13 protein-coding genes are annotated in these 13,298 nt (G+C 49.4%); 10 read left to right on the forward strand and 3 right to left on the reverse strand.

Annotated elements, in window-relative coordinates; translation table 11 throughout:
- Positions 1 to 3: 3 nt before the first annotated feature.
- Together A8O25_RS16305 and A8O25_RS16310 are read right to left on the reverse strand one after the other, a co-directional pair.
- Positions 4 to 1,011, reverse strand: coding sequence for a glycosyltransferase family protein (locus A8O25_RS16305; RefSeq protein WP_066836844.1), 1,008 nt, complete (start codon positions 1,009 to 1,011; stop codon positions 4 to 6).
- Complete coding sequence (locus A8O25_RS16310) at positions 1,008 to 1,877, reverse strand: UDP-2,3-diacylglucosamine diphosphatase (RefSeq protein WP_066836882.1); 870 nt, start codon at positions 1,875 to 1,877, stop codon at positions 1,008 to 1,010. The genes A8O25_RS16305 and A8O25_RS16310 overlap by 4 nt, the downstream gene beginning before the upstream one ends.
- A gap of 785 nt (positions 1,878 to 2,662) precedes the next feature.
- Here A8O25_RS16310 and A8O25_RS16315 point away from each other — a divergent pair.
- Positions 2,663 to 3,535, forward strand: coding sequence for an ion transporter (locus A8O25_RS16315; protein ID WP_066836853.1), 873 nt, complete (start codon positions 2,663 to 2,665; stop codon positions 3,533 to 3,535).
- Positions 3,536 to 3,616: 81 nt separating this feature from the next.
- On the opposite strand, the gene A8O25_RS16320 is transcribed toward A8O25_RS16315, so the two are convergent.
- Positions 3,617 to 4,051, reverse strand: coding sequence for a GNAT family N-acetyltransferase (locus tag A8O25_RS16320; protein WP_066836856.1), 435 nt, complete (start codon positions 4,049 to 4,051; stop codon positions 3,617 to 3,619).
- A 109-nt stretch (positions 4,052 to 4,160) separates the two neighbouring features.
- Between A8O25_RS16320 and A8O25_RS16325 the strand changes: the two genes are divergently transcribed.
- The 9 genes from A8O25_RS16325 to A8O25_RS16360 all read left to right on the forward strand — a co-directional run bounded on the left by A8O25_RS16325 (position 4,161) and on the right by A8O25_RS16360 (position 13,219).
- Positions 4,161 to 4,652 (forward strand): YajQ family cyclic di-GMP-binding protein, encoded by a 492-nt coding sequence (locus A8O25_RS16325; RefSeq protein ID WP_066836859.1) that lies wholly within the window; start codon positions 4,161 to 4,163, stop codon positions 4,650 to 4,652.
- 124 nt (positions 4,653 to 4,776) lie between these two features.
- Positions 4,777 to 5,571, forward strand: a complete 795-nt coding sequence (locus A8O25_RS16330; RefSeq protein ID WP_066836861.1) for a TerC family protein — start codon at positions 4,777 to 4,779, stop codon at positions 5,569 to 5,571.
- Between the two features lie 275 nt (positions 5,572 to 5,846).
- Positions 5,847 to 6,311 (forward strand): hypothetical protein, encoded by a 465-nt coding sequence (locus A8O25_RS16335; RefSeq protein WP_066836862.1) that lies wholly within the window; start codon positions 5,847 to 5,849, stop codon positions 6,309 to 6,311.
- Positions 6,312 to 6,407: 96 nt separating this feature from the next.
- Positions 6,408 to 6,860 (forward strand): hypothetical protein, encoded by a 453-nt coding sequence (locus tag A8O25_RS16340; protein WP_153042799.1) that lies wholly within the window; start codon positions 6,408 to 6,410, stop codon positions 6,858 to 6,860.
- Positions 6,861 to 7,486: 626 nt separating this feature from the next.
- Positions 7,487 to 8,158, forward strand: coding sequence for a hypothetical protein (locus A8O25_RS16345; protein ID WP_066836866.1), 672 nt, complete (start codon positions 7,487 to 7,489; stop codon positions 8,156 to 8,158).
- A gap of 269 nt (positions 8,159 to 8,427) precedes the next feature.
- On the forward strand, positions 8,428 to 8,685 hold the full coding sequence (locus A8O25_RS16350) for a hypothetical protein (protein ID WP_066836870.1): 258 nt from the start codon (positions 8,428 to 8,430) through the stop codon (positions 8,683 to 8,685).
- A 6-nt stretch (positions 8,686 to 8,691) separates the two neighbouring features.
- Positions 8,692 to 9,495: a DUF3667 domain-containing protein gene (locus tag A8O25_RS16355; RefSeq protein WP_066836873.1), complete on the forward strand. Its 804-nt coding sequence runs from the start codon at positions 8,692 to 8,694 to the stop codon at positions 9,493 to 9,495.
- A 302-nt stretch (positions 9,496 to 9,797) separates the two neighbouring features.
- Positions 9,798 to 10,637, forward strand: a complete 840-nt coding sequence (locus A8O25_RS23885) for a TolB family protein (RefSeq protein WP_241499057.1) — start codon at positions 9,798 to 9,800, stop codon at positions 10,635 to 10,637.
- Positions 10,580 to 13,219, forward strand: coding sequence for an amidohydrolase family protein (locus tag A8O25_RS16360; protein ID WP_241499058.1), 2,640 nt, complete (start codon positions 10,580 to 10,582; stop codon positions 13,217 to 13,219). Before A8O25_RS23885 ends, A8O25_RS16360 begins: the two co-directional genes overlap by 58 nt.
- The last annotated feature ends 79 nt before the right edge of the window (positions 13,220 to 13,298 follow it).

Here is a 13,298-nt window from a genome sequence, read left to right on the forward strand (position 1 = left end):
CTTTTATGGGTGTACTACGGCCGGAACGGCGTGGGTTTCTAAAACCAGGTCAATGATCTGCTCCGTCTCATTGGGGTAGTGTACGGGAACTACCTGCCCGTGTGCCAGCCATTCGGCAATGGTGGGGAGGTGTTTTGACTTGAGGCTCTTGATCACCGGCACGCCCATGGCGGCCAGTGCGGCGGCATTGCAATGCTGCTCATACTGGCGTTTCATGGGCACCACCAGCAGCTTTTTCTGCAGGTAGAGCGCCTCAGCGGGTGTTTCAAAACCTGCCCCGCACAGTACGCCGGCGCTGCTGGCCATGCTCTGCACAAACTGCTCATTATTGATGGGCTTAATGTTAATATTACCCTGCCTGATGGGGAACTGGTTGTGCTTGGAGAAGACTTCCCACTTCACCTCCTGAAAAAAAGAAAGTTTTTTGAGGAGCACCTCATCTTCATAGGCCGGTAGGTAAACGGTATAGTGGCCTTGGTTAGTGGGCTCCAACTCCCGCACCTGCGAGCGGATGACCGGCGTAAAGGTGTTTTTAGAAAAGCGTTCAAAATGGAAACCGTAATGGGCCGTGGCGGGCGCGTAGTTCTTCAGGATAAACCTGCCCAAGTAATCATCTTTTTTGGGCTGGGGTGCCTTGGGGTCCAGAACCGCACTTTGGTGGCTCAGGGCCACGCATGGCTTCTTCTTAAAATAGCAGGCCCACGCCGAGATGGGTTCAAAGTCAGAGATGACCAGATCATAGTCCTCTACCGGCAGGTCCCGCACCTGCTCATAAAACATCTTGGTCTGGAGCTGGGCAAAAGTCTTGACAAAGTTCACGCCCCCTTTCTTCCCGAAGATGAAGCTCAGGCCATGGCATCTATATTTCACCTCAAAAGGTAAAGCCAGATCTGCCTGGCAGCCGCTCACCAGAATGTCTACCTGGCACCGTTTCTGGAGCAGGGGGACAAGGTCTAGGGCGCGGCTCAGGTGGCCGTTGCCCGTGCCTTGTATGGCATATAAAACTCTCAAGCCCGTTTTAGGTTAAATTCTGAGATCAGGTTCAGGAACAGCTGATTGGTGTCTAAAGACTCTGCGGTAACATCTTCCAGGTGGTGAAGGTCCTGGGGCGCGGCGGCGTCTTCCTGGTGCCGGTAGAGGTGCCACTTGCCATCATCATACTCCAGGGCGGTGAGGTTCTCTACCCAGTCACCGGAGTTGAGGTAGGTGACAGCGCCTTTGCCGTTGGCGATTTCCCTGATCTCCGGTTGGTGAATATGGCCGCAGACCACATACTGGAACTGGTTTTCTATGGCAATCTCGGCGCAGACCTGTTCAAAGTCATTGATGAATTTTACCGCGCTCTTTACCCGGTTTTTGATGCTCCTGGAGAAAGAGACTTTGTTTCGGTTCAGTTTATGGCATATGAAATTGACCAGGCTGTTGAGCAGGATGAGCAGGTCATAGCCGTGGGCCCCCAGCCGGGCCAGCCATTTGGAGTGCTTCATGGTCACGTCAAAGACATCACCGTGGAAGATCCAGGCCTTTTGCCCGTCCAACTCCAGCACCTCTTTGTTCTGAATACTGAACGAACCCAGCTTGAAGCCCACAAACTTGCGCAGCATCTCATCATGGTTGCCCGTGATGTAGGTGACCTGCACGCCTTTGGCAATTAAGCCGGTAAGGTACTTGACCACCTGCATGTGGGAGGTGGGCCAGTAGTTTTTGCTGAACTGCCAGATGTCAATGATATCTCCGTTGAGGATGATCTTTTTGGGTTTAATGCTTTTGAGGTAGGCCAGCAGTTCTTTGGCGTGGCAGCCGTACGTGCCCAAGTGTACATCAGAGATCACCACCACGTCTACCTTCCGCTTTCTGTGAAGCTTCACTTTCTTCATACCCATAGGCGTTGGTGCTTAGTGCAATTTAAAAGGAGAGTAGAAAGAATGCAGCCGGTACACCAGTACCTGGAAGGCTACTTTTTGCAGGAAAGATTTGATCGTTTTCATGGAGCGTATAGTATACATAGAGGTGGCAGAAGCGTTTGTGTGCCATGTTCCCGGGTAGCCTGTAAGGCCTCAGAAGTTCTGCTCATTTATACGTTAAAGCTACTCCAGCACTATTGCCCCATGATTATTGTTTGGTTACCGTTTTGTTAAGCTTGCGGTCGGTAAATTGCTGATATGAAATGGTTTGTGATTGTTTTGTTTTACTGGGCTGGCACCTGCCAACAACATGTGTAAGAAGAGAAACGTCTGCTTTTAGGTGGCGGTAGAACGGCTCAAATTCCTTTAAACTATAAATACGCTTTGGTGGGATTGGAATACTGGATGCAGGTGATTCGCAACCGCTTTTTCTGTGGTTTGATCTGCAAGCGCCCCGTATTATAAATCCGGAGGTACTGGGGTTGGGGATGGCAAATCCCGAACAGAAAAAGACGCCAATGGGACGCTCCTGCCTCTCCAACCAAGGGCATTACCTAAATGGGATGAAACTCCATTCCTTAGAGGGGTAGGTTTATCTGTATGGTTATACAAAAGCAGGAATCAAGGTGGAAAGCTGTTTTTGGCCTGTTTTCTGGGAAACAGGCAAAAACAGAAATGCTTTGTTGGTATTCGGCGGAGCCGCTAAGTGCATACCTGCTCCGGTGGCCTGCGTATGCTAGGGAAACACCTGCCTGGTTATGCCTGAGAAAGAAACCCCGCCCCCTGTAGAGTCAGCCCTGAACCGAGAGCGGCGGCAACTGCTGCGCCGCATTCAGCACGCCATGGAAGGACCCATGATTGTACTGGGGTTTGTGTGGCTGGTGCTGCTGGTGGTGGAGTTTATACGGGGGTTGGGGCCGGTGCTGGATCTGGTGAACTACTGCATCTGGGGTGTCTTTATTCTGGACTTTCTGCTGCGGTTTGTGCTGGCGCCCGAGAAGCTCCCGTTCCTGAAGACCAACTGGCTGACCTTGATCTCTCTGGCGGTGCCGGCCTTGCGGGTATTCAGGCTGGCGCGGTTTGTACGGGTGTTCAGGACGGTACGGGCGGTGCGGGGTATCAGGCTGGTGCGGGTGCTCAGCTCGCTGAACCGGGGCATGAAAAGCCTGGGGGACACTATGGGGCGGCGTGGCTTTGGCTACATGCTGGCGCTCACGCTGGCCGTGCTGCTGGCAGGATCTGCGGGCATGTATGCCTTTGAGCGTGAGGCGGAAAATGGGTTGGCCGCCTTCGGCGAAGCCCTGTGGTGGACGGCCATGATCTTGATCTCCCTGGGCAGCGAATATTGGCCGAAGACACCTGAGGGGCGGGCGCTGTGCTTTCTGCTGGCCCTGTACGGGTTTGCCGTGTTCGGGTATTTTACGGCGCTGCTGGCCAGTTTCTTTTTGGACCGTGACGCGGCCAACCAGGAGACCCAGATTGCCGGTGCCGCCCAGATAAACCAGCTGCACCAGGAGGTGCGGGCGTTGAGGGCTGAGCTGCAGGCGGTGCTGGCCCAGCAGCAGCAGAAAGGAACGGCTGTCCCTGACAACCGTGATGCCGCAGGGGAGAAGGACGGGAGGGAACGCTAGGAGGGAGGTGCCAGAGAAACCGAGGAACCTGTTTTTAGGCTGTTTTCTGAAAAATAGCCCAAAAACAGGTGAGGCAAGTTCCTACAGCGGTTTGCGCATCTGGTAGTGCTGCACCTCGCCAAACAGCAGGTGGGTGGGGTGTTCTTCTATGAAACCGTTGCGCTTGTAGAAGTTTCTGGCGTACTCCCGGGCCTGCACAATCAGTTCTTTGGCACCCAGTTGGCGGGCCTCTTCTTCTACTCTCTGCAGGAGCTGGCGGCCTACCTGTTTGTTCTGGTACTTGGGCCCCACGGCCAAAAACCGGAGCTGCGCCACCGTGTCTGTCTCCAGGTGTACGCGGCAGCCGCCCATGATTTCGCCGGAGTCATCGTTCACAGCCATCAGGTGCACGGCCTGGTCATCGTCTTCGGCGCGCTCGCTGCCTACCGGCTGGTGCCAGGGTTTGCGTAACATTTCATAGCGTAAGCGGTAATATTGCTCAAACTCGTCAAACGAAGAGGGCTTGATAATTTGCATGACTGCGTTTTTGTCTTTGTCCGTAAAATCGCCTAAATCTACTAAGTTTGTACGGCTTTAAGCAAGACATGCCGGTGATTCGGTCATTATTTAACCTAATCTTTTTGTTATGCCATCATTTGATATTGTGAGCAAAGTTGATCCGCAGACCCTGGACAACGCCATTAATACTGTAAAGAAAGAAATCCAGTCCCGCTTTGACTTTAGAGACACCAAGGGCGGCGTGGAGCTGGACAAGAAGAGCAACGTGGTGCACATCACCACTGAGAATGACATGCGCCTGCGCCAGATTGAAGACATCATTCTGAGCAAGATTGTGAAGCAGCAGATAGACGCCACCGCCCTTGATTTCAGCAATGAGGCCTTCCCCAGCGGGCCTATGATCAAGAAAGACGTGAAGGTGCGCGCCGGCATTGACAAGGAAGACGGCAAGAAGATTGTGAAACTGATCAAAGACAGCAAGCTGAAGGTGACGCCCGCCATCATGGATGACCAGGTGCGCGTAACCGCGAAGAAGATTGACGACCTGCAGGAGGTGATTGCCATGCTGCGCCGCGCCGAGCTGGGGATTCCGCTGCAGTTTGTGAACATGAAATCGTAAGCGGGCATCAGTAGTTGTACTATAAATCTTTCTACACCCATGGCTGGGCTTAACCCGTATCTGCCAGCTGCGTTAAAGTTGGCAGGCGTACACGCCGTTATGCACTTCCGCTACTTCTAAAACTATGTTTGACGTTTTCTCCAGCCCAGATGTGTGGCTCAGTCTGCTCACGCTTACCTTCATGGAGGTGGTGCTGGGCATTGACAACATTGTGTTCATCTCTATTGTGGTGTCACGCCTGCCGCGCGAGCAGCAGGGCCGGGGCCGCACCATTGGCTTGCTGCTGGCGCTGGTCTTCCGGATCATCCTGTTGATGTTCATCAGTTACATTGTGCACGCCAACCAGCCGCTCTTCACCTGGGACCTGCCGTGGCTGGACGAGCCCTTTGACGTCTCCTGGCGCGACATCATCCTGTTTGGCGGGGGCTTGTTCCTGCTGGCCAAGAGTACCACTGAGATTCACAACAAACTGGAGGGTGAGGAAGAAGGTACGCATGGCGCCAAGGGCGGCAACGCCACCATGGGCAAAATCATCATTCAGATTATTCTGGTAGACATTGTGTTCTCCTTTGACTCTATCTTGACGGCCGTGGGTCTGGTAGACCACGTGAGCGTGATGATTGTGGCGGTGATCATCTCCATGCTGATTATGCTGGCCTTTGCCAAGTACGTGAGCGATTTTGTGAACAACCACCCAACCGTGAAAATGCTGGCCCTGTCGTTCCTGATTCTCATTGGCGTGATGCTGGTGGTAGAGGCCCTGCACGCGCATATCCCGAAAGGCTACATCTACTTCGCCATGTTCTTCTCACTGGCCGTAGAGATGCTCAACCTGAAACTGCGCAAGAAAACCAAGCCGGTGCAGCTGCGCCAGAGCGATATCGTAGATACTGACGGCAACCCGGAGACGTTAATGTAAGCGGTTTTCTGGAGATTATATTTTTTGAAGAGCGGAGGCGGTGAAAACTGCCTCCGCTTTTTTGTTTATACAAGCTTGCGTTTTTGAGCTGTTTTTAGGAAAAGAGGCCGAAAACGGGAAGTGCTTTATTATGAGAGATCTAAATCCTATATTCGGCAGTGCAATTACGTTTATCCGCCGGAAACGGGATGTAAACCGTATGTTTAGGTACGGCTATAGGTGTGATAAACGTAATTGTGACGGTTATACGGTAGTTAGCTGTTATTTATAAAATAATGAATTCAAAAGCCTTTCTTACTCTAGTCCTGATTTTGCTATCTGTAGCATCATATGGACAAGTAGAAAAAATTGACCCGACAGGTTCATATATTCTGGAAGCGAAAAAGATTAAAAATGGAGAGAAGGGCTCACACGGCGAGATTCATGTAAAGCTTATTGAAAACGACTTGGCAGCAATTAGTTTCTATTATAATGTCGGACATCCAAGCTACAACTCTGGCTCTTTCGTTGATACTTTGGCTTATAAGGACAACAAGATTATCTATACTTATAAAGAACCAGGAGAAGTTAATCCCGACTGTAAACTGACCTTCACATTTGAGCAGAAGAGAGTAATCATAAAACATGAAGCCAGCGACTATAACTTCAGTTGCGGTTTTGGACATGGAGTTATAGCCAACCTGACAATTAAAAAGAAAACAAATAGAATTCCTATAATAAAAGATTACTGGGACAAATAAAGAAAAACAACAGCTAACAACACCTAAACGTCAGCCTTCGGCCGACGGCCTCGCCCGTCGTTTAGCTTAGAACGTTGTACATAATTTAAAATATATATGGCCTCAGGTTTTATTAAATTTAGAAATGGAGAAAGCTGGTATGCTAGGTGGTCAAGATATGATTGGGTTCTTGAAAGAATAATGCTTGAATTAAGTGAAGATGGTAAAGAAGGAGAATTAAAAGCATGGATAGAGTCTTTGCTACCAGATGAAGATAGAGGAGATATAGAATGTGGTTGGAGCTTTATTAAAGCTACACCTGAAAGCGAAATGGTTACACGGATACTTGACACAAGATTAATGAAGGAAGAATATCAGCAGATTTTTTGGGAAGGTGCTAGAAGGGCAATGGAGAAAGAACCCGACAAGGAAGATGGTATTGGCTTTTTGATTAATCAACTTTATAAAATGTACGAAGAAAGCTTAAATGAAGAATATGTTCCACCAAAACCATTTAATCCAGAAGAAGACGATATAGAAGATTATCAAATAGGGCCAGGCTGGAAATAGAAAAACTATGTACAACATTATATAAACACCATGCTAGGCCGACGGCCTAGCACGTTGTTTATACTAGCCGTTATGTGCAATTGTAAATAGAAGTTCTCGCGGCGGCAAGCAATAAAATCAGCAGAAGCCGACGAAAAATCGGGAATTGCTGCAAAAGTGAACCGGCAAAACGTTAGATTACCTCAGTAAAAGAAAATGAACGCCGCCCGACTCTCATCGGCTAATGTTGCAGTAGAGGGATCGGCCAGGCGTTTGAGCAAAAGGAATTTGTCGGCAACGTGTGCAGACGGACCGATTCATAATGCGTTTCCGGCTTCTTTTTCTGAAAACGTGCCAAAAACAGACGGATAAAGAATTGCGGCTGATTCCCGTTTTCGGGCTGTTTTCCTGAAATCAGGCCAAAAACAGAGAAAGTAAAATAAGAAATCGGCGGCGGGCGCAAAGAAACAACTGCACATAACAACACCTAAACGTCACGCTTCGGCCGACGGCCTAGCGCGTCGTTTAGCATAGACGTTAGCTGTAATTTTAATCTACTTCCCAATATATTTACAGTAATGATTTTAATAAATATATTGATAATTAAATATTTAGTAAATTGAACTAGTCTTCAATCAAATAACGACATGGAAAAGATAGCTGTAAGTAAAATTGTAGAATTCAGGACAAAAAAGACTAAAGGTTCTCAAAGTAATTTTATTAATAATATAAAATACCCAAAGCCGAAAACATCTGATGAAGGAGGTGATTATTGGACTATTTCAATTAGTGCCATTAGCAAAAATTTCAAAGATGATAACAGAGGAATTATAACAGATAAAATTGATGAGGTAAATGAGAAAAGAGCAGTTGCGACAGCTAAGATTTCAAAAGATATGTATCAAAGAAATATTGATATACTTATCAATTCCTTAGAATTTGATTTATCTAACTTAAAGCCAAACGCTGATTTAAACTATATTAGTAGGAACCAAAATGTTATAAAAATAAATGGCCTTCCTGTTCAAGTAAAACCTCAACATATTTTTACGTTCAAAGAACAGAATGTAGAAAAGGTCGGAGCAGTTTGGTTTGTATCTAAACTTAACGGATTAAAACTTGAAGAGATAGAAATATTTACTGACAGTTTACATAGATACCTAGTTGAAAACTTTTCAAGTAAATATGAAATAAGTGCTGAGTATTGTATAACAGTAGATGTTGTAAGCCAAAATAGCGTAAGATATTCTGAAATAGCGGAAAGGGAAACAATTTCTTTGCTTGAGCCAACAATAGAATCGATTAAAGCTTTTTGGTAAAAAAAACTACAGCTAACATTGTGCATAAGCCATGCTACGGCCGACGGCCTTGCACGCCTCATGCACTAGACGTTAGCTGATTATTATATTTTATGTTGCCATAACTGTTTTTGGTCATAATTCATTATTTTGCCTACTTAAATCCCATTCAGCCTAAGTTTTAGAATAGAACCTAAGAGAATGGGTGAGAGGATGGTTAGTATCTTTAAAGAGCTAAAAACAAGCCCCGACCCGCTAAGTGTAATTGAGTTTTTACAAGTAGAATTGATATGCAGAAGAATACGTACAAAGAGTTGACAGATGAGAAACTGCTGAAGAGGAGTGAACTCATGAAGGGTGTTTCTATTGGCTTCGGGGTTGTTTATTTACTTGCCATTGCGGCGGTAACCTATCTTTTTTTGACCAAGGGCTCCGGACGCATGTCTATGGCTGTTTTCATTCCTATTTTGATGATGCCCGTGGCGTTTATGCCTTTGTTGATCAACTGGAGCCTGTTAAACAAAGAAATCAAAGCCAGAAGCCTCTAAGGTCTTATGAGTGTTATGCTGCTGAACTGTAAGAACTGTGAGCAAACCCTCGCCGGGAATTTCTGTGCGGTTTGCGGGCAGAAAAAGTACAAGAGAATTGACCGGCACTACCTCTGGGAAGAGTTTCAGTACACGGTGCTACATACCAACAAGGGTCTGCTATATTCTATAAAGAGCGTCCTCAGAAATCCGGGTAAAACCGCTAAAGAATACATAGACGGGCACCGGGTAAACCATTACAAACCTATCCTGCTGGTGTTTGTTCTGAGCGGTATTGCTACGTTTCTTTCTTTTAAGGTGCTGAACTTGAAAGAGGTAATGGCCGTATACTTTGCCCAGCAGAACGTTGACGCAGGGCTGGTTGGGACTATCCTCTCGTTCATGTCAAGCTACAGCTCCATGCTCATGCTGCTGTACGTTCCGCTTTTCGCGCTCACCACTAAGATCGCTTTCAGGAAATGGGGGCATAACTACTATGAGCATGTAGTCATGAACGCCTATATCCTGTCTTTCTACACCTTGGTGAGCATCATCTTTGCGTACCCCATCATGTTCATTTTCAGGCATTCGCCTGAAGATTTTTATACGGTCACCCAAATCTCCATCTTGGCGGTGCCTGTTATCCTGGTGTTCTTCTTTAAAGAAGTCTACCAAGGCAAACCCTTGAAATCTATTGTGCTGAGGGTAATTGGCGTAATGTGTTTGGCCTTACTGGGGTATATTTTGTTTATTATAGTTGCTGGAATCATTGGTTTTGCCATTGCTATGCTGAAAGGGCCAGAGGCTCTGGAAATGTTAAAGACTAAATAAGCGGCACATCTTTCGTTTTCGGCCTGATTTTCTGAAAATAGCCCTAAAATGGAAACACCTATGCACAGAAAGCGGGTGGCTTTGCTAAGCTGACCGCTTTCTGTTTTTAGAAGAAAGTGCGTTTTCGGGCTGTTTTAGCCAAAGTAGGCCAAAAACATAAGGGAAATTTTTGACTAAAGCTGGGGACAAGGCTGAGTTCAGAAATACGGCCAGCCGCAAATGTTAAAATCCCGCTATTCCCATAAAAAGTCCTTACCTTCACTTCTCCCAAACACACACACCTACAACAAACTTAATTTTTTATGAGGAAGCAGTTCTTGGCCAGCAATTTCTCTGGCTGGAAGAAACCCGTGCTGCTGCTTTGCACCCTGGGCCTGTTCACTGAGCCGTCTTTGGCTCAGAATGCACCCGCCCCGGCCAAAAAAGACAGCCCCAAGAAAGAAGAGAAAAAAGACCTGCCGCTGGAGGCGGGCAGAACCATTGACCTTAAAACCAATGAAGGGTCCTGGCTGGCGCTGGACGTGCACCCAGACGGCAGTAAATTGATCTTCAGTATGCTGGGAGACCTGTACCTGCTGCCCATAGGCGGCGGCAAGGCCGAACAACTCACCGACGGCATGGCCTTAGATGTACAGCCGCGTTTCAGCCCAGACGGTAAGTCTATTGTGTTCCTCTCTGACCGTGACGGCAATGACAACGTCTGGATCATGGACCTGGCCACCAAAAAGACCCGCCAAATCAGCAAGAGCAAAAACGAGAACTTTCAGGCCGCCGAGTGGACTCCAGACGGTGAATACCTGGTGGTTTCCCAAGGCCGGAGGAATTTGAAACTGCACCTTTACCACAAAGACAGCGGCGGCGGTACGCAACTTATCAAAACCCCAGAGACGCTGAAGACGGTAGAGCCCGCCTTTGGCAACGATAGCCGCTACATCTGGTACGCCCGCCGTACCGGGGCCTGGAACTACAACGCCCAACTGCCGCAGTACCAACTGGCCACTTTTGACCGCGAAACCGGTGAAACCGATACCCGCACTCGCGCTACGGCTCGGCATTTTCTCCTACGTTGTCGCCAGACGGTACTATGCTGGTGTATGGAACCCGTTATAATAACCAGACCGGCCTCATTGTGCAGAACCTGAAATCGGGTGATGAGAAGTGGCTGGCCTACCCGGTGCAGCGCGACGAGCAGGAATCCATCGCGCCGCTGGGCGTGTTACCAGCCATGTCGTTCACGCCCGACAGCAAAGAGTTAATCGCCTCGTACGGCGGAAAAATCTACCGCATTCCGGTGAGCGGCGGTGCGGCCAAGGAGATTCCGTTTGAGGTGGAGACCAAAATCGCCATCGGCCCGAAGGTGGAGTTCAAATACCCCATCTCTGATGACAAAACCATGAAGGTGACCCAAATCCGCGACGCGGCCATGTCACCAGACGGCAAACGGCTGGCCTTCACCGCCCTGGACCGCCTGTACATCACCGAGTACCCGAACGGTACGCCCAAGCGTGTCACCACCAATGACTTCACCGAGGCGCAACCCGCCTGGTCGCCAGACGGCAAGGAACTGGTGTTTGTGACGTGGCACGAGAAAACCGGAGGTGCTATCTACAAAGTGTCGGCCACCGGCAAAGGCAAACCCGTGAAGCTCACGCAGGAGAACTCGGTTTTCCAGGAGCCGGTGTGGTCGCCTAAAGGTGATAGAATTGTGTTCATCAAAGGCTCGGCGCAGACCTACCGTGAATCGGCGGGGCCGGGGGCGTTTGACTCGCGCCAGACCATCAACTGGATTTCCGCCAAAGGCGGACCCAGCACCTTTGTGACCAAAGCCAACCTAGGCGCGAACCCGCATTTTGTGCAGGGTGATGACCGTATTTACCTGTACAGCTCAGCAGACGGCCTGATTTCCATCAGATGGGACGGCACCGACAAGCGCCCATACGTGAAAGTGAAAGGCATCACCACCTTTGGGTCTTACGCCGACATGCTGGAGGAGGAAATGAGCCATAACCACCACCTGAACGAGCGCGAACCGCAGCAACAGGCCTCTACCGCCACCACCGTCATTAAATCGCCGAAAGGCGACAAAGCGCTGGCCTTGATTAACAACGAGATTTACGTAGTGACCATTCCGTTTGTAGGCGGCGAAACCCCCACCATCTCGGTGGCAGACGTGGCCAGTTCGCAATTCCCCAGCTGGAAACTCACTGACATCGGCGGCCAATTCCCTAGCTGGTCCTCTGACGGTAAATCTGTGTATTGGTCCATTGGCAATGCCTTCTTCGCCTATAATTTAGACGCCGCCTTCGCTAAAAAACGTGAAATGGAGGCCGCTGAGGAGAAAAAGAAAGAAGCCAAACCAGACACCGAAGCCAAGAAAGACAGTACCGGCGCCAAAGAGGCCGTGAAGATTGAAGGCTACAAGCCCATTGAAACCAGAATCGCCATTACCGTTCCACGTGATATCCCCACCGGAAATATTTTGTTGCAAGGTGCCCGCATCATCACCATGAACGGCGATGAAGTGATTGAAAACGGCGACATCCTGATTGAGAACAACCGCATCAAGGCGGTGGGTAAAACGGGTACGTTAACCGCAGGCAACGCCACCGTGGTAGACGTGAAGGGCAAAACCATTACGCCCGGCTTTGTAGATACCCACGCACACATGTGGCCGCGCTGGGGTGTGCACTCCAACCAAGTCTGGATTTACGCCGCCAACCTGGCCTACGGCGTGACCACCACCCGTGACCCGCAAACCGCCACTACTGATGTGCTCACCTACTCAGACATGGTGGAAACCGGCAAGATGATTGGTCCGCGCGTGTACTCCACTGGTCCGGGTGTGGGTTACTGGTCTTATAACCTCAAGAGCCTTGACCACGCCAAGAGCGTACTCAAACAATATTCAGAGTACTACAACACCAAGACCATTAAAATGTACCTGGTGGGCAACCGCCAGCACCGCCAATGGATTATCATGGCCGCCAAAGAGCAGGGCCTGATGCCAACTACTGAGGGCGGTCTGGATTTCAAACTGAACCTCACTGAAGTACTGGACGGTTACCCGGGCCACGAGCATTCGTACCCTGTTTTCCCGCTCTACAAAGACGTGCTGGAGTTTGTGTCCCAGTCGCAGATTGCCTACACGCCAACCTTATTGGTGTCATACGGCGGCCCATGGGCCGAAAACTACTACTACGCCACCGAAGACCTGGTGAACGACAAAAAACTCAACTACTTCACCCCAAAAGTGGAGCTGGACGAGAAATCGCGCCGCAGAAGCGGTTGGTTTATGAAAGAGGAGCACGTGTTTGACAAGCATGCCCAGTTTGTAGACCGCCTGGTAAAAGCCGGAGGTCTGGCCGGCGTAGGTTCGCACGGACAGTTGCAGGGCTTGGGCTACCACTGGGAGCTGTGGTCTATGCAGTCTGGCGGCATGAGCAACCTGAACGCCTTGAAAACCGCTACCATTCTGGGGGCCAAGTCGTTGGGCTTAGACGGTGACCTGGGCTCCATCCAGAACGGCAAACTGGCCGACCTGGTGATTATGGACCAGAACCCGCTGGAGAACATCCGGAACACCAACACCATCCAATACGTGATGCGGAACGGCCGTCTGTATGATGCCAACACCTTAGATGAATTGGCCCCAACCAAAAAGAAAGCCCCAGACTTTGACTGGCACAGCGCTATGCCCGTAGGCGTACCGGGTATTCAGGAATAATTCTTTCCTGCTGCTATTGAAAAGCCTCACCTGCCTTGGCAGTGAGGCTTTTTCCGTTTTCGGGCTGTTTTCCAGAAAA

The sequence above is a fragment of the Rufibacter ruber genome, assembly GCF_001647275.1.
Taxonomy (GTDB): domain Bacteria; phylum Bacteroidota; class Bacteroidia; order Cytophagales; family Hymenobacteraceae; genus Nibribacter; species Nibribacter ruber_C.